Source organism: Stenotrophomonas sp. YJH_SMC_64 (genome assembly GCF_059371375.1).
In genome coordinates this window covers 75,057-90,382 of the sequence record NZ_JCAFUN010000005.1, presented here as the reverse complement: position 1 = coordinate 90,382, position 15,326 = coordinate 75,057, and the positions used below count along the sequence as shown (strand labels likewise).

Below are 15,326 nucleotides of genomic sequence, written 5' to 3'. Positions count from 1 at the left end.
ACCTAATGCACGATGAAGTGAAGCTGGTCGGCGCTCTCGCGGGCGTCGGCCTCATCGTGGGCATCGCAAAGATGCTCACGTCGAACGATCCGATCACCTGGAAGCAGGCGCTCGGCCGCGCAATCCTCTCTGGCGCTACCGGCCTTGCCGCTGGTGCCATCGTCATTTTCATCCCCGGCGTCTCCTTCGTCGCCCAGGTCGCGCTCGCGTGCATCCTGGCGTCGCTCGGCACGTCCGCGCTGGAGACCGTACTGAACCGCGTCGTCAACAAGTGACCGCCCCCAAGGATGCCTTGGAGCGACTGCACGCCGCAGTCGCTGACAAGCTCGCCGACACCATCGACTCGATGGAGTCGGACGCGAAGGGCCTGGCCTCGATCCTCAACGTGGCCCGGCAGTTTCTCAAGGACAACGGCATCGACGTTGCGGCCACGCCGCCCGGCTCACCGCTGGGCAAGCTGGCCGACAAGGTGTCCGAGTTCCCGTTCGATCCCGCTGAGGATGGGCGGCTGAACTGATGGAGGGCATGACGAGCCTCCACGTTCGTCACCCTTTCGAGGACTTCCGCAACTTCGCCTGGTACGTCTGGAAGGAGCTGGGGCTACCAAGCCCCACTCCGATCCAGTACGACATCTGCGAGTTCCTGAAAACCGGCCCGCGCCGTCGCGTCATCATGGCGTACCGCGGCGTCGGCAAGTCCTGGGTGACGGCCGCCTACGTCTGCTGGCTCCTCTGGAAAGACCCCCAGCACAAGATCATGGTGGTCTCGGCATCGAAGGAACGCGCCGATGCGTTCTCGGTGTTCGTCAAGCGCCTGATCGAAACCCTGCCTGAGCTGCAACACCTGCGCCCGCGTCCCGACCAGCGCAACTCGAACCTGGCGTTCGATGTCGGTCCCGCGCAGCCCGATCAGTCGCCCTCGGTGAAGTCGGTCGGCATCAACGGCCAGCTCACCGGCTCCCGCGCCGACACCATCATCGCGGACGACATCGAAGTCCCAAAGAACTCCATGACCGTCGTGCAGCGCGAGAAGCTCGCCGAGCTGGTCAAGGAGTTCGACGCGGTGCTCAAGCCTGGCGGCGAGATCATCTACCTCGGCACTCCGCAGACCGAGGAGTCGCTCTACAACAAGCTGCCCGAGCGCGGCTACGTCATCCGCATCTGGCCTGCGCGCTACCCGAAGGACACCAAGCACCGTCAGGTGTACGGCGACCGCCTCGCGCCGATGATCGCCGATGCGTTCGACGCGAACCCCAAGCTCGCCTGGAAGAACTGCGAGAGCGTCCGCTTCTCCGATGAGGACTTGATGGAGCGCGAGGCGTCCTACGGACGCTCCGGCTTCATGCTCCAGTTCATGCTCGATGCGTCGCTGTCCGACGCCGAGAAGTACCCGCTCAAGCTGTCCGACCTGATCGTGATGGACGTGGACCGCGAGGTCGCTCCGATCCGCGTGGTCTACAGCAGCGGCCCGGAGTACATCGTCAGCGACATCCCGTCCGTGGGCTTCACTGGCGACCGCCTGTACCGGCCCATGTACCTCGCCTCGGAAATGGAGGAGTTCACCGGCAAGGTACTCGCCATCGACCCCTCGGGCCGAGGTGGCGACGAAACCGGCTACGCGGTCGTCGGCATGCTTCGCGGCATGCTCTACGCGCGCCGCGCTGGTGCGACCAAGGGCGGCTACGACGACGACACGCTGGAGACCCTGGCGCACATCGCGCGCGCCGAGAAGGTCTCCGCAGTCCTCATTGAGGCGAACTTCGGTGACGGCATGTTCGCCAAGATGCTCTCCGGCGTCCTGGCGCGCGTGTACCCGTGCTCCATCGAGGAGGTGAAGCACTACGGCACCTCGAAGGAGAACCGAATCATCGACGTGCTGGAGCCGGTGCTGAACCAGCACCGCCTGGTGGTCGATGCCTCGATCATCCGCGCCGATCAGAAGTCCGAACAGAAGTACCAGCTGTGCTACCAGCTGACGCGCATCACGCGCGACCGCGGCGCACTGCGCCACGACGACCGCCTCGAAGCGCTGGCGATGGCCGTGAAGTATTGGGCCGACCAGCTCTCCCGAGACGTGTCCAAGGAGGAGCAGCGCTACCTGGAGGAGCTGCTCGACCGCGAGTACGCCTCCTTCATCCAGTCCGTGACCGGCCGCATGCCGTCACCCGACAACTACCTCGACATCCTGTAGGAGACCCAATGTCCAACACGCTCGCTGCGTGGCTGATGGCGCTCGCCGCCGCTGGCCTGCTGTACCTGTTCCTGCGCCGCAAGAACGACGACGACAACGACGGCCCGAGCGCACCCGCGCCGGTAACGCCGTGCGACTGCAACCACGCTCCCTGCTGCCACACCCAGGGCGGCCAGTCGAACCCCTACGCGCCGGTATGACCGACGCAAAGCTGCCGAGCCTCGTGGAGGTCAGGGACAACCTGATCCCCGCGGCGGCCCGGCTGCTCCCCGGCGTGGCCTTCACTCCCGAAGCGAAGGTCATGCTGCTCGCCATTGGTCTCCAGGAATCTCGCTTCGAGCACCGCAGGCAGATCAAAGGCCCCGCACGCGGCTTCTGGCAGTTCGAGGCGGGCGGCGGCACCGCAGGTGTACTCCGTCACCCGGCGACCTCCGCACGCGCCTCACAGCTCGTCTCCGCGCGTCTGGAGCGTCCCTCGACCGCTGCGGTCAACGAGGCGCTCGCCTCCGACGACGTGCTCGCCTGTGCGTTCGCTCGCCTGCTGCTGTTCACCGATCCGCGTCCGCTGCCCGCCCTGGGTAACCCCCAGGCCGCATGGGACTACTACGTCCGCAACTGGCGGCCGGGCAAGCCGCACCGTGACACCTGGGACGCGCTCTACGCGAAGGCCCTGGCAACCATCCGCAACACCTAACCGGAACCCATGAACTTCAAGACCATCTACAACCGCGCCAGCGAGCGCCTGGTGCGCGCCTACGAGCGCGCTAAGGGGTACGTAGCGCTACGCATTGCCCTCGCCTCGCAGTGGCTCCTGGAGCGCCTGCGCGAGACCTCCCGTCGCACCTACACCGGCTGGCTGTTCGTCGTCGTGTTCCTGGCGCTGCCCTACGTCGTCCTCGGCGGCCTGTGGGAGCACCTGCGGAATGCCGCGGAGCGCCTGTGGGATGACGTGAACGACATCGAGTGGGCTGCGTTCACCCCGAGCTACTGGCGGGAGCACATCAAGCAGTGACCACGCTGGCCTTTGACGGCCGGCTCGTTGCTATCGACTCGCAGGTCACCGCTGGTGATCTGCGGTACGAGGAGGAGAAGTTCTACCGCACCACCGACACCACCGGGCGCGACCTGGTGGTGTTCGGCGCGGGCACCACTTCCCACATCCAGCGAGCCGTGCGCGAGCTGTCGGAGGGATTCGACGAACTGACCAAGGGCGAGTACACGATCCTCGTGGTCGGCCTGCGGGACAACCCGGTGGCCTTCTACCACGACGGTCTCCCTCTCGACCTCCGGCGCGACTTCCTCGTCGCCGGTAGTGGTGGTGCGATTGCCCTGGCCGCCATGAAGGCAGGCCACAACGCGACCGAAGCAGTCCTCATGGCCTGCTCGACGGACCTCTACAGCGGTCCTCCGGTGCAGACCTACGACACGGTTACAAAGCGTTTCCTAAAACGCCGGACCTGAACTACTGGCGCATGGACGCGCCTAAACAGGAATGCCGATTTGGCGAGTCCTATCAAGGGCGCTCATGAGTTCTTTGATGCGGTACGGCTTCGGGAGAAAGGTCGCCCACTGGTGAGCGTCAGGGAGCTGCGGGTTCGGCACCCCGGACGCGAACATGTAGGGAATTCGGTGCGACAGCAGGTAATCGGCGACGGACATTGATGCTCCGTCCTGCGTCTGGATGTCTAAGATCGCCGCGTGAAATGCTTTCGCCTCTATGCGGTCGAATGCATCGGCAGCGGAGGCGACCACATCGACCTCGTAACCCTGCATCGCCAGGATTTCCTTCAACATCCCTGAGAGGTCAGGATCATCTTCCATGACCAACAACGAGCCGAGCCGACCCTGGCTGTATGCATCCGTAGCCATCGCGCGTTCTCCCACGCCTACGTTCCCCAAACGGTTCGTACCGTACACGACGGCCAGTTAAAAGACAGGAAACGACTCTACCTGAAAGTGAACAGTTCAGCTATCACGCCAATTCTTCATCCTTGAACCACCACATTACAGCCAAGACGACAAACCAAACGATCAGCGGGACGCCAATCGTGAATTCCACGAGTAGGCCTCTCATGTGCTCGTGCTGCGCGGCCTCAGTCAGTGCAGAATCCAGAATTGGCACCGCATCGGCCACCACGCTGTACGAGGTCGTGTCATCGTTTATGACCTCGCGGGTACGTTCGACCAGCTCCCGTGCTGCTCGAAGCTTCGCGTGCTGATATGCGGCGGGCACTCCAGCACAGACCAGCGAGAGGACAGTGACCAGCGCCGCCAAGCGAATGAGGAGGGTATTGAGCGATGCCATAGATGCTCGTTGTAATGTCTATGCCAACCGCTAAGTTTATTCGACCACGGAGCACTGGGAGGGCTTGACAAGGGTGCTATCATAGTAAGACCTAAGTATTACTCTAGCAGGACTATAGAGTTCTATTCATTGGTATTCACCATCAAGTAGAGCTACAGTTCTCCTATGCACTCCTGGGGTGTTCCTCTGTCCTCCTTGGGTGCCACTGCGGCGGACTAGACCTCCGTCCCATCCTTGATGACCCATAGCACCACGCCCGCACCAATCCAAGCGAGCGCCGGGATGCCCAAAGCGAGCTGGAGAAACAGGTTGCGGGAATTGCGGTTGCTGATGAGGTCATTCGTCGCGGCGTCAAACGTCCGCACCGCCTCATCAACCAACACCTGCGGCGAGGCGTCGTTCTCGATGATCTGCTCGTTCCAGGAACGCAACTCCTCAGCGCTCCTTACGCCGGTCTGAAAGTACGCGGCAGGGAGTCCTGCGAGCACTAAGGCCAGGACGGTGATCGCGGTAGCGGTTCTTATCGTGTATCGGCGGGCGTACATAACGTCTCCTCGAAGTGACAGAGGTGGTCGAAAGGTTTGCGGCAAATTTCCGAAGGAGTATCCAACTACTTGGAACGGCGCGATCACCCCCCGTAGGGGGTCGCCCCCTGTAGCGTAAGGCACGATGCGCCCCCTTCGCGTCACCTGCGGCGTCACCACCTCGGCTAACCTACTGATTCCAAAGGTGAACCACCGGATTAGGTATCCAGTGTCTAGGCAATCCCATGCGATACCTGGGCAACCTGCGGACATCCGCGCTCAAACGTTCGCGCCCCTGTCTGTCCCTATCTGTCTTTTTGCCCTGACCGCCACGCGCCCACCTCGGCACCACCTCGGCACACCTGCCGACCACCTCGGCACACCCTGCCCGGCCTATGCCCACCTGCCGCCCACCACGGCCAGCCAATGCGCCACCACGGCCCACGCAAGGCCCGCCACGGGCACCCCTACCGCCCCGCCTATAGAAGCTCCCCACGCGCGCGCTAGGCGCTCCCTGCGACCATCCAAAATCGTTGCCATCGGGGTATTGACAGCCATGCGGGGATTGATCTAATCTATACCCGTCGCCAGCAACACGGCGGCAGCGGAAAAGGCGGCGACAGACGTGCGACCGATGGATCGACAGCACCTAGAGCTTATCCCGCCAGCACTGAGGACTAGCCCCAAAGGCCCCTAAGCGCACCGCAGGTAACGTCCGGCTCAACCATCCCCCTACCGGGAGTGATTGACAAACCGGGAGCAAAAGGGCATAATGCCCACCATCGAACAACGGCCGCAGGGTGCGGTCGGGACAGTAGGAAAGGGGCAGGCAGGAGCGCCGCCCACGGCAGAACGCGGGGAGCTGGGAACACTAGCCGCGCCGGGAAGTGTAAGGGCCGATGAAGGCCGCCACGGATACCGGGTCACCGCCAGAAAGAGCGGGGCCATCTGTACGGGATTCCTAGGCGAGCTGGAGGCGCTCCCGGAAGCTGGCGACGGTCAGATTCCATGCCTTACGAGCATGAGTCTGACCGCCAAAGCGCCCCTACCGTTGTGATGGGGCGTTTTGGTGGTCCGATTCACTGGAGAGCAACCCATGACGATGATCCCGTTTGATATGACCGCCCGCGACTACTACGTGGCCGGTTGCATCCGCCGCGGCATCCGCGAGCACCGCGCCCGACTCAACGAGCGGGAGCGCCAGGCACACAAGAACCGCACCCAAGTTGCGCCTTGTCCGTCCCCCGTTGTCATCTGATCCCCTTTCGTCAACCCGGTTTTCCACACCCCGCCGACGTGTGACGGCGGGTCTTTTTTGGAGCTACCATGAGCACCAATGGACCACTGGAGGACTTGCAAGTGCGCAAGCTCACCGCTGAGATTCGCAAGATCAACCGCGAGAGCGACAAGCTGATGATGGAGACCCGGTGGTATCCGCTGGTGGTCGCCACGGCCTTTGTGGCTGGCATCGTCACGCTGACCAAGCTGTTCCTCTAACAGCGCCCTACCCCAATCCCCCGAAGCCGCCGCAAGGCGGCTTTTTTGTTGCCCGGAGAAAGCTATGAACAAAATTCCTTCCGCCCTGATCGCCGCCGCTCTGCATGTGGCCCCCAAGAATGACGTTCGCTTCTACTTGAATGGCGTGCTGATTGAGTCGCACGCCGATGGTGCGATCATCGTTGCTACAGACGGCCACCGCATGCTTGTGGTGCGTACCAGCCTGCCGTGGGACATTGGCAAGATCATCGTGCCGCGCAATGCGTGCGAGCTGGTCGCCAAGATGAAGGGCGATGTCTATTTCAGCGCCGTGGGCGATGCCAGCCGGTTCAAGGCGGAGCGCGGAGGCCAGGCCATTGAGTTTGCTGCCGTTGATGGAACCTACCCGGACTGGCGTGCTGCGGTGTCCAAGCCGAACGAACTCAAGCTGTCCGGATTCGCGCCTGCCGTCCTCGAAGGCGTAGTGAAGGCGGCCGGTGTAATTTGCAAGGCATTCGGCGGCAAGGCCACTTCACTGATTCCGGTGACTGGCGGCGACGTGGCGGCCATGTTCGGTATTGGCGGCATCACCGATCCGAGCATCAGGTGCGCGTCTTTGATCGTCATGCCAATGCGCGACTCGTCATACCCGGAAGCCCTGTGCAGCGACGCGCTCCGCGCTTAACCCGAACCCATCAGCCGCCGCAAGGCGGCTTTTTTGTTGCCCGGAGAAAGCCATGAACCTCGACAACTACGCCCCCGAGAGCGCGAAGCGCATAGCCGTGGCGCTGGTGGATGCCGCCCTCGCCGCTGGTTACTCGCTCGGCGTCTACGACGGCGAAGAAACCACGGTGCGGCACAGCCGCGACCGGCAAGAAGTGTTGGAGGCCCTCGCCTCTACCGACCACGATCACCTGCGGTTCTACCGCCCGGACGCAACAAAGGCGGGGTTTGTGCTCCTGATTTGGGAGAACGGGGACGACGCCGCGAGCGACTGGAGCGACAACGACGAGACCAACGCGCTGGTGATGCCGGTGCTGCGCGGGCTGGGGGTGCTGTGATGGAACTGCGCACCTACGGAACCCGCAACGTGTTCCTGGCACAGCCGGGGCGCTATCACGAACAACTGGCGGCGACCGCGATGACGCCGCAGCAAGCCGAGGAGTTCGCCACCGTGGTCAACCGCGCAATCAGGGATACCGACTTCGACCCCATCGACCTCGCGCAGCTGGCGAGCGGGTGGACGTGGCCCGAGCCGATGAGCACCGCGCCGCTGGGCATTGAGGACTCCGAATTTCTTGTCGAGGTGGCGCGCATGCTGCACCGCCTCTGGCAGGAGGTCGGCGAGCAGTGGAGCGGCGTTTGGGCCTACGACATCGCCGACCCGCTGGGCGGGTGGCTGTCGAGGAACGGCATCAACCACGAGACCGCCGATGGCGTGGCCCGCGCCGAGCAGCAGGCCCGCGCATGGATCGCCGAGGGCATGGGAGCCGCGCGATGAGCTACCGCGAGGAGGACATCTTGTTCGAGACCGAAAAGGCATGGGTGCTGCGCAAGGGGCCGAACCATTTTGAGGTCTACAAAATCGGCCTCACCCACTCGACACGCCACGGCATTTTTCACAACATCCCCGGCGCACTGGATCGCGCCATCGAACACGCAAAGGGCCTGTCGCAATGAGCAATGACAACGAGCTGGCTGTACCTGCCGGTGACAAGCTGGTCACCCTGGGCGACCGATCGGTCTCCTACGGTCCCCGCCAAGAGTTCGACGGGAGCGTCGAGCCTTGCGCACCGATGGCCGCGCAGTTTTGGGGCGTCTACCGCTGGGCCGGTAAGGACCGCTGGTGGTGGATTGCCGACGTGGCCGACGAGGACACCGCCCGCGCAGTGGCCGCCGCCTACCTGCTGAACGTCAAGCCCGATTGGGCGCACTGACCGATAACCACCCCTGATCCCGAGGCCCGCCTAGTGCGGGCCTTCGCATTTCTGGAGCACACCATGCAAATCTACGTTGCCTGCCTTGCCTCATATAACGCTGGCGTCCTGCACGGCGAGTGGATCGACTTGGAGGGACGCGACGCCGACGACGTGCGCGATGAGATTGCCCGCATCCTGCGCGAGTCGCCGCACCCGAACGTGACCGTTGATTGCCCGGATTGCGGCGGTACTGGAACCACATACGTCCCCCGAGTATTCGGCGGGGCGGAATGCACGGCGTGTGGCGGAAGCGGCAAGGTCGCCAGCGCCGAGGAGTGGGCCGTCCACGACTACGACGACGTGTTCGGGGATACCTGGGGCGAGCACCCCGACCTGGACAAGCTGTGCGCATTGCAAGAGCGGCTGGACGAGTTGCACAACGACACCGAACGCGCTGCCTACACGGCCTTCTGCGACCACGAGGGCCTCGACGATGTGACCGTGGAGCAGTTCCACGAAGCCTACGTGGGCCAGTTCGATAGCTGGGCCGACTTTGCCGAGAACTATGTGGACGAATCGGGGCTTCTCCACGGCGTGCCCGACGCCCTCTCCCGCTACTTCGACTACGAGAGCTATGGCCGCGACATTCGGCTCAACGGTGACGCGTTTGAGGTGAGCGGCTTCTACTTCTGGAGCCGCTAACGCCGCTTCCGCAAGACCCTGCGCCAATACAGGTATGTGCGATGCGCCGGCACCGAGCTAGTCCACACCCATACGACTAGGTGAAGGGCCGTAATGGCGACTTCTACGCGGGGGTCAATCATCGAACGGTCCTTGGGGTCGGGAGTGGCGATCACGCCCTTCAGCCCTAATCATAAGGCCAATCTCGATATTTGGCACTCATTGTTCCATTTGTAGCACTTGCATAACAGGAGACTTACATATGCGTAACGCAGATTTCACCGCAAACTCGACCCTGGTGATCGTCAACGTGGCCCTCCGCGTCCACCAGTTCGGCCCGTTCTTGGTATTCGAGCGGGAGGTTTTGGTCCTGCATGAACGGACCTACGAGGTGCCCGAATGATTCGGACCATCAATTTCGACCATAACGAGAAGCGCGGCGCTCTCCGCGCGATGCTCGGCCTACTCAACGAGCGCGTCCAGTTCTCGGTCGTCCCCGAGGACTGTGGCTGGCGGGTGTCGTATCCGGTCCCACCCGCGGCCCCAACGGAGACCCCGCGGCCATGACTTCACTGCACCAGTCGGGATCAATCTCTCCCGTGGTACTTGATTCCTACGGACGCGCCATCATTGTGGCCTGTAGTCTGCCCGACGGCAGCGTCATGCTGTCGGGCTGCGCATCCGCAGACGACCAGGGGGGCGTTCTCAGTCTATGAGTACGGTGAGACGGACAATAGCCAGCGCGGTAGTCCGCGTAGGGCAAGGACTGTTTTTTGCATCCGTGGTCGGGGCCATTGTGACCCTGGCGGCGATGCTGGCACTACCGTTCTTAAAACACTGAAACGTAAGACCTTTTTGTGGAGCGCAGCCGGGGGTGGCGGCGCATTACAACGCCGTGAGCAGGGGACAGGACGGCCCCTTCGCAGGGCAGAAGTACCTGGACCTGTTCGTGAAAGCCTTTGGATATGAGATCGGAATCGACCCCTCCCCCACGCCTTGGCAGCGTGGTTTCTGGATGGACAAAATTGGCAAGAATGCCATCAACATTGGCTTGGGCCTTGTAATCCTTACATTGCGGCTCCAAGATAGACCCTGATGGTTTCCCAAGGGGGAACCATCCCCTTACGGAAAATGAGCGCACCATGAATCTCTCGCAGAAAGAACTGACGGCCATTCTCACAACCGCACTGTCAGCCTTCCGGGAAGAGATCGACGAGGACATCACCGCCACCCGCATCCTCACCCTACTCGCCGTTGTGGACGAGCCGGGCATTCAGCAGGTGGACCTTGAGCGCGTCCTCGGCGGACTCTCTCCCTCCGCAGTGAGCCGCAATGTGCTCGACCTGTCGTCTATCAAGCGTAACCGCGAGCCGGGGCCTGACTTCCTAGAGCAGCGCCCTGATCCCGCCTACCGCAAGCGCAACCTGATCTTCCCGACGACCAAGGCGCTGCACTGGCTGGCTTCGCTCGCAGAACGTGTCAACCGCAAGGTGACGGCGCGCGTCGCAGCCGCCTAACCCCCAACACCCCGTTGTGCCCCGAGGCCCGCCTAGTGCGGGCCTTTTTCATTTCTGGAGATACACATGGCCCTTCGCCTCAAAGGGACCGCGCCCAAGCCGGGTGCGCCCGATAAGCGCTACTACATGCTCGACGTGCAGGAGGGATACCGGCGCGTGCGCTTGTCCACCGGCACCCGCGACCGCGTGGCAGCCGAGCGCAAGGAGCAGGCGGTCCTCGACGCCCTGCGCGACGACCCCGAGATTGCAGAGGACGCGCTGCGGGAGCTGATTCGGGGCAAGTCCCGGTCGGTGCAGATGGCCGTGGCGAAGGCCAAGGTCCGCCAGCGCACCCTCAAGGACGCGATGGACGACGCGCTGGACGACCGCAACTTTTGGGGCAAGCTCCGGTCCATCGACACCGTGCGTACCAACTGCAAGGTGGTCCAGAGCTACCTGGGCGAGGAAACGCCCATCAACGACATCACGCAGGCCGCGGTCAACGACATGGCGCAGCGCATGCTCGCCGACAAGGCGGCTCCCGCCACCGTGAACCGCAAGATGCAGTGCCTCCTTGCCCTACTGAAACGCGAGAGGAAGGCCGGCCGGTTCTTGGGAGAGCTGCCCGAGTACAGCTTGGCCGACGAGAGGGACAACGCACGCACGTTCGTCCTGAACGTTGAGGACGAGGAATTGATCCTGGCGCGGCTGCTGGAGTGGGACACGCTCCCGAACGGCCCTGCCGGAGGGCACCCACGGGTGCGCGACGGGGCGGACTACCGCGACCTGTTCGTGTGCCTCGCCGACCTGGGCTGCCGCATGAGCCAGGCCATCGGCATCCGGTGGTCCGAAGTAGTCGATCAGGGCGGAAGGCTCCACGTCCGCTTCTGGCGGCACGCTACGCTCAAGAAGGGGCGTCCCCGCACCCTACCCTGCACCGCCCGTGTCGCCGAGGTTCTACAGCGGCGCAAGGACGCCCTGGCGGCCACATCGGACGGCCCCTTCACGATGCTCAATCGCACGCGCGCCGACCGGCTGTGGCAATGGGCCATCAAGGGGACACATCTCGCTTCCGAGAAGGAGTGCGTACCGCATGCGCTCCGCCATACGTGCGCCACTCGGCTGCTGCTGGCGACCGGCAACATCAAGCTCGTGCAGGAGTGGCTCGGACACCGCGACATCCAGACCACCTCAGCGGTCTACGCGAAGGTACTGGCCGAGCAATCGCTCCAAGGCATGTCTGCACTGGAGCAGTTCCGCCTCCCAGCCGCCTCGAACGGAACAGGTGACGTTCCGAGACAGGGATCAATTGCCAAAGCGGGAATCCAATAGGACAACTGACCGTCGCCAGCTTATTTTTCAATCACTTAGGCAATCTGTGCTCGGCCAGATGGTGCGAAAGGCGGGACTCGAACCCGCACGAGGTCACCCTCACTGGAACCTAAATCCAGGGCGTCTACCAATTCCGCCACTTTCGCGTGGCCGGCACAGGCGTTCATTGTCGCAGGCGGGCGCAGGAAGCGGAAGGCCTGCACAAAGCTGAACATGGCCATCCTCGCGACTGGCGCGCGGGGACCGCCCCGGCGAGCGGCCGCTCAGCCGGGGCAGCGGTGGTTCAGTGCTGCGACCTGGCCTCGGCAGGCGCCGCATCGGCTCCCTGCCCGGCCGCAGGATCCACCTTGCGGATCTCCACGCCCCCGTCGTCGGTACGGCGCAGGGCCACCGACTCCGGCGTGGCCTTGCGCACATCCACCGAACCATCCGCATTGCGCTGCACGTCCACCGCGTCGGGCAGGACCTCCCCTTCCGCAGGCTGAGCCGGCTGCATCTGCAGGGCGTCACCGACCGGGCGCGCCGGAGTGCTCTCCGTGCCAGCATCGCGCTCGACGGTCTGCGCAGGATCATTGGCCGGCGCACAGGCAGCCAGCGCCATCAGCGCGAAGGGAACCCACAGCGTGCGGTGCAATCGATTGATACCAGCCATCAACATCTTCCTTCGTGCATGCGCCATCGGCGCGGAAGATCCATTGGGTGCGATGCAGGACGCGATGCGCTGAGAAGCAGCGCACAGCATTGAAAACACTGATGACGCGTATGCCCCTGATTTCAGCATCGCTTCAGTAGATCCACGCCATGCGTGGATGAAGCGCAACCCGGCATACAGGCAAGAAAAAAGCCACTTGGCGAACCAAGTGGCTTTCGTCTGGTGGGCTGTCAAGGATTCGAACCTTGGACCTATTGATTAAGAGTCAACTGCTCTACCAACTGAGCTAACAGCCCGAAATCGGGGCGCGAATTATGACCCGATCCGCTCGGAGGGTGCAAGCACTTTCTTCAACATCGTTGAAACCAGCACTGCGATCCCGCTGCGTTGCAGATCCACGCCAGGCGGGGCCCTGCAACCTGTGATCCATCGAAACGAAAGGGTCACACTAATAAGAAAAAAGCCACCTGGCGTACCAGGTGGCTTCCGTCTTGGTGGGCCGTCAAGGATTCGAACCTTGGACCTATTGATTAAGAGTCAACTGCTCTACCAACTGAGCTAACGGCCCGTGAAACTCAGACGCACATTGTAGCGTGCTTTCTGTTTATTGCAATACCGTTTCGGCTGCGCCGATGCGGTTGAATCAGTGGGGTGGCTGAGGGGATTCGAACCCCCGACCACCGGAATCACAATCCGGTACTCTAACCAACTGAGCTACAGCCACCACTGAAACTTTCACTCCATCGCCGATACCGCTGACGCTGGAACCTCAAACCTTTGCCTGGAGACTGTCACCGAAGTTCCGGTCCGCCGAAGCGAGTCCGATATTCTGGTGGAGTCTTTACCCTTTTGCAAGCACTTCTTCACATCCGCCGATGCGATCCCGGTGCTCGCCGATGGCGCGCCCGACAGGAATCGAACCTGTAACCGCCGGCTTAGAAGGCCGGTGCTCTATCCAGTTGAGCTACGGGCGCCCGAACCGGAACGGTGTCCAATCCGACGTGATGTGGGATTGGTCGGGGTAGAGGGATTCGAACCCCCGACATCCTGCTCCCAAAGCAGGCGCGCTACCAGACTGCGCTATACCCCGGTCTTGCAATCCCCTCGGGCCGGGCCCGGGGAGTCGTTCATTGTGGCCAAGCACATCGCGAACTGTCAACGCAGGCGAGACCGGTCATGAACCTGCCACGGCGCCATGCGTGGTCATCGGCTATGCTCGCAGTCATCGGCCGGATGGCCGTCCCGACCTTCATTCGCACGGAGAACTCGCATGCGCAGCGGCAACCCGGCTCTTTCCGAGTCGACCTTCCTTGATCTCGCCAGCGGTTCGGTGGTGACCCACCCCGACCAGGTGATGACCCTCAACGGCACCGCCAACAAGACCGGCCTCCTGCTGCTGCTGACCGTGCTGACCGCAGCGTTCGCCTGGAGCCAGTCGGTCGACGAGTACGGCCAGATTTCCGGCAGCGCAAGCCTGTACGCCATCGGTGGCGCGATCGGTGGCCTGGTGCTGGCACTGATCACCATCTTCAAGAAGGAATGGTCGCCGGTGACCGCGCCGATGTACGCGCTGGTTGAAGGCCTGTTCCTGGGCGCCGTGTCTGCACTGTTCAACATGAAGTACCCGGGCATCGTGTTCCAGGCGGTGTTGCTGACCTTCGGCACCCTGGCCGCCCTGCTGTTCGCATACCGCAGCGGCGTGATCAAGGCCACCGAGAACTTCAAGATGGGCGTGGTCGCCGCCACCGGCGGTATCGCCCTGCTCTACCTGGCCTCGTTCGTGCTGGGCTTCTTCAACATCAACGTGCCGGTGATCCACGACGCCAGCTGGCTGGGCATCGCTTTCAGCCTGTTCGTGGTGGTCGTGGCCGCGCTGAACCTGGTGCTGGACTTCGACTTCATCGAAACCGGCGTGGCCCAGCGTGCGCCGAAGTACATGGAGTGGTATGGCGCATTCGGCCTGATGGTGACCCTGGTCTGGCTGTACGTGGAATTCCTGCGCCTGCTCTCGAAGATCCAGCAGCGCTGAGTCCAGCCACGCCGTAAACGACAGGCCGCGATCCGCAAGGGTCGCGGCTTTTTTGTAGAGTCGAGCTGGCCCACACGTCCCCTGCCCCCCCATGCCCGACACCTTTCACAGCTACCGCCCGGCGGAGGGCCACCGCCTGCCGCATGACCCGTTCAACGCCATCATCGGCCCGCGCCCGATCGGCTGGATTTCCAGCCAGGACGCGGGCGGCACGTTGAACCTGGCGCCCTACAGCTTCTTCAACGCCTTCAACTACACCCCGCCGATCATCGGCTTCTCCAGCCAGGGCCGCAAAGACTCGCTGCGCAACATCGAAGCCACCGGAGAGTTCGTCTGGAACCTGGCCACCTTCGACCTGGCCGAGGCCATGAACGAAAGCTGCCGCGCGGTTGCACCGGATGTCGACGAGTTCGCCCTCGCCGGCCTGACCCCGCTGGCATCCACGCAGGTCGCGCCACCGCGTGTGGCACAGAGCCCGGTGAGCATGGAATGCCGCTGCACCCAGATCGTGCGCCTGCGCGATGCCGCCGGACAGGACACCCACGGTTGGCTGGTGCTGGGCGAAGTCGTGGCGGTGCATATCGATGCACGGTTGCTGGTCGATGGCATCTACGACACCGCGGCGGCGGCACCGATCCTGCGCGGCGGCGGCCCCGCCGATTACTTCCGTATCGGCGCCGAACAGCGCTTCCGCATGTTCCGCCCAGCCTGATCCCAGCCCT

The 15,326-nt window shown here is 63.2% G+C and carries 24 protein-coding genes and 6 tRNA genes; 20 read left to right on the top strand and 10 right to left on the bottom strand.

The window, feature by feature from the left end; all coding sequences use genetic code 11:
* The first annotated feature begins 5 nt into the window (after positions 1–5).
* The 7 genes from AC5P9L_RS06570 to AC5P9L_RS06540 are packed head-to-tail and all read left to right on the top strand — an operon-like array spanning position 6 to position 3,651.
* Complete coding sequence (locus tag AC5P9L_RS06570; protein ID WP_005412393.1) at positions 6–275, top strand: phage holin family protein; 270 nt, start codon at positions 6–8, stop codon at positions 273–275.
* Positions 272–517 carry a DNA packaging protein gene (locus AC5P9L_RS06565; protein ID WP_032961803.1) on the top strand — a complete coding sequence of 82 codons (246 nt, stop codon included), beginning with the start codon at positions 272–274 and terminating at the stop codon, positions 515–517. The genes AC5P9L_RS06570 and AC5P9L_RS06565 overlap by 4 nt, the downstream gene beginning before the upstream one ends.
* A gap of 8 nt (positions 518–525) precedes the next feature.
* A complete protein-coding gene (terL, locus tag AC5P9L_RS06560; protein WP_032961836.1) occupies positions 526–2,190 on the top strand; it encodes a phage terminase large subunit in 1,665 nt (554 codons plus the stop codon).
* A gap of 8 nt (positions 2,191–2,198) precedes the next feature.
* Positions 2,199–2,390, top strand: coding sequence for an LPXTG cell wall anchor domain-containing protein (locus tag AC5P9L_RS06555; protein ID WP_005412390.1), 192 nt, complete (start codon positions 2,199–2,201; stop codon positions 2,388–2,390).
* Positions 2,387–2,884 (top strand): hypothetical protein, encoded by a 498-nt coding sequence (locus AC5P9L_RS06550; RefSeq protein ID WP_065426719.1) that lies wholly within the window; start codon positions 2,387–2,389, stop codon positions 2,882–2,884. The genes AC5P9L_RS06555 and AC5P9L_RS06550 overlap by 4 nt, the downstream gene beginning before the upstream one ends.
* A gap of 9 nt (positions 2,885–2,893) precedes the next feature.
* Positions 2,894–3,202, top strand: a complete 309-nt coding sequence (locus AC5P9L_RS06545) for a hypothetical protein (protein WP_005412388.1) — start codon at positions 2,894–2,896, stop codon at positions 3,200–3,202.
* Positions 3,199–3,651, top strand: coding sequence for a hypothetical protein (locus tag AC5P9L_RS06540; protein WP_005412387.1), 453 nt, complete (start codon positions 3,199–3,201; stop codon positions 3,649–3,651). Before AC5P9L_RS06545 ends, AC5P9L_RS06540 begins: the two co-directional genes overlap by 4 nt.
* A 21-nt stretch (positions 3,652–3,672) precedes the next feature.
* Here AC5P9L_RS06540 and AC5P9L_RS06535 read toward each other — a convergent pair whose 3' ends face one another.
* The 3 genes from AC5P9L_RS06535 to AC5P9L_RS06525 form a co-directional block, all read right to left on the bottom strand.
* Complete coding sequence (locus AC5P9L_RS06535) at positions 3,673–4,011, bottom strand: DNA-binding transcriptional response regulator (protein WP_157173538.1); 339 nt, start codon at positions 4,009–4,011, stop codon at positions 3,673–3,675.
* A gap of 151 nt (positions 4,012–4,162) precedes the next feature.
* Positions 4,163–4,495, bottom strand: a complete 333-nt coding sequence (locus AC5P9L_RS06530) for a hypothetical protein (RefSeq protein ID WP_043033726.1) — start codon at positions 4,493–4,495, stop codon at positions 4,163–4,165.
* A 215-nt stretch (positions 4,496–4,710) separates the two neighbouring features.
* The gene (locus tag AC5P9L_RS06525; RefSeq protein WP_032961796.1) at positions 4,711–5,040 is read right to left on the bottom strand and encodes a hypothetical protein; all 330 of its coding nucleotides are present in this window, start codon (positions 5,038–5,040) and stop codon (positions 4,711–4,713) included.
* Positions 5,041–6,115: 1,075 nt separating this feature from the next.
* Between AC5P9L_RS06525 and AC5P9L_RS06520 the strand changes: the two genes are divergently transcribed.
* From AC5P9L_RS06520 to AC5P9L_RS06470, 11 genes are all read left to right on the top strand, one after another.
* A complete protein-coding gene (locus tag AC5P9L_RS06520; RefSeq protein ID WP_154267699.1) occupies positions 6,116–6,277 on the top strand; it encodes a hypothetical protein in 162 nt (53 codons plus the stop codon).
* Positions 6,278–6,345: 68 nt separating this feature from the next.
* A complete protein-coding gene (locus AC5P9L_RS06515) occupies positions 6,346–6,516 on the top strand; it encodes a hypothetical protein (protein WP_004154558.1) in 171 nt (56 codons plus the stop codon).
* A 64-nt stretch (positions 6,517–6,580) separates the two neighbouring features.
* Positions 6,581–7,180, top strand: coding sequence for a DNA polymerase III subunit beta family protein (locus AC5P9L_RS06510; RefSeq protein ID WP_005412385.1), 600 nt, complete (start codon positions 6,581–6,583; stop codon positions 7,178–7,180).
* 52 nt (positions 7,181–7,232) lie between these two features.
* Complete coding sequence (locus tag AC5P9L_RS06505) at positions 7,233–7,556, top strand: hypothetical protein (RefSeq protein WP_005412384.1); 324 nt, start codon at positions 7,233–7,235, stop codon at positions 7,554–7,556.
* Positions 7,556–7,996: a hypothetical protein gene (locus tag AC5P9L_RS06500; RefSeq protein ID WP_005412383.1), complete on the top strand. Its 441-nt coding sequence runs from the start codon at positions 7,556–7,558 to the stop codon at positions 7,994–7,996. The genes AC5P9L_RS06505 and AC5P9L_RS06500 overlap by 1 nt, the downstream gene beginning before the upstream one ends.
* A complete protein-coding gene (locus AC5P9L_RS06495; protein ID WP_032961794.1) occupies positions 7,993–8,175 on the top strand; it encodes a hypothetical protein in 183 nt (60 codons plus the stop codon). Before AC5P9L_RS06500 ends, AC5P9L_RS06495 begins: the two co-directional genes overlap by 4 nt.
* Positions 8,172–8,432 (top strand): hypothetical protein, encoded by a 261-nt coding sequence (locus tag AC5P9L_RS06490; RefSeq protein WP_032961791.1) that lies wholly within the window; start codon positions 8,172–8,174, stop codon positions 8,430–8,432. The genes AC5P9L_RS06495 and AC5P9L_RS06490 overlap by 4 nt, the downstream gene beginning before the upstream one ends.
* A 63-nt stretch (positions 8,433–8,495) precedes the next feature.
* A complete protein-coding gene (locus tag AC5P9L_RS06485; RefSeq protein ID WP_032961789.1) occupies positions 8,496–9,116 on the top strand; it encodes an antirestriction protein ArdA in 621 nt (206 codons plus the stop codon).
* A gap of 241 nt (positions 9,117–9,357) precedes the next feature.
* Positions 9,358–9,498, top strand: a complete 141-nt coding sequence (locus tag AC5P9L_RS06480) for a hypothetical protein (protein ID WP_005412379.1) — start codon at positions 9,358–9,360, stop codon at positions 9,496–9,498.
* A 739-nt stretch (positions 9,499–10,237) separates the two neighbouring features.
* Entirely contained in the window at positions 10,238–10,612 is a 375-nt protein-coding gene (locus AC5P9L_RS06475; protein WP_005412378.1) for a winged helix DNA-binding protein, read from the top strand.
* A gap of 66 nt (positions 10,613–10,678) precedes the next feature.
* Positions 10,679–11,923: a tyrosine-type recombinase/integrase gene (locus tag AC5P9L_RS06470; RefSeq protein WP_049417433.1), complete on the top strand. Its 1,245-nt coding sequence runs from the start codon at positions 10,679–10,681 to the stop codon at positions 11,921–11,923.
* Between the two features lie 59 nt (positions 11,924–11,982).
* Here the strand turns inward: AC5P9L_RS06470 and AC5P9L_RS06465 are convergent.
* From AC5P9L_RS06465 to AC5P9L_RS06435, 7 genes are all read right to left on the bottom strand, one after another.
* A tRNA-Leu gene (locus tag AC5P9L_RS06465) sits at positions 11,983–12,069 on the bottom strand.
* 137 nt (positions 12,070–12,206) lie between these two features.
* Positions 12,207–12,575, bottom strand: a complete 369-nt coding sequence (locus tag AC5P9L_RS06460; RefSeq protein WP_012479266.1) for a hypothetical protein — start codon at positions 12,573–12,575, stop codon at positions 12,207–12,209.
* 220 nt (positions 12,576–12,795) lie between these two features.
* A tRNA-Lys gene (locus AC5P9L_RS06455) sits at positions 12,796–12,871 on the bottom strand.
* A 196-nt stretch (positions 12,872–13,067) separates the two neighbouring features.
* Positions 13,068–13,143, bottom strand: a tRNA-Lys gene (locus AC5P9L_RS06450).
* A gap of 79 nt (positions 13,144–13,222) precedes the next feature.
* A tRNA-His gene (locus AC5P9L_RS06445) sits at positions 13,223–13,299 on the bottom strand.
* 173 nt (positions 13,300–13,472) lie between these two features.
* Positions 13,473–13,549 (bottom strand) — tRNA-Arg (locus AC5P9L_RS06440).
* 39 nt (positions 13,550–13,588) lie between these two features.
* A tRNA-Pro gene (locus AC5P9L_RS06435) sits at positions 13,589–13,665 on the bottom strand.
* Between the two features lie 180 nt (positions 13,666–13,845).
* Here AC5P9L_RS06435 and AC5P9L_RS06430 point away from each other — a divergent pair.
* Both AC5P9L_RS06430 and AC5P9L_RS06425 read left to right on the top strand, forming a co-directional pair.
* On the top strand, positions 13,846–14,604 hold the full coding sequence (locus AC5P9L_RS06430; protein WP_012479265.1) for a Bax inhibitor-1/YccA family protein: 759 nt from the start codon (positions 13,846–13,848) through the stop codon (positions 14,602–14,604).
* Positions 14,605–14,695: 91 nt separating this feature from the next.
* The gene (locus AC5P9L_RS06425; RefSeq protein ID WP_012479264.1) at positions 14,696–15,316 is read left to right on the top strand and encodes a flavin reductase family protein; all 621 of its coding nucleotides are present in this window, start codon (positions 14,696–14,698) and stop codon (positions 15,314–15,316) included.
* Positions 15,317–15,326 lie beyond the last annotated feature (10 nt).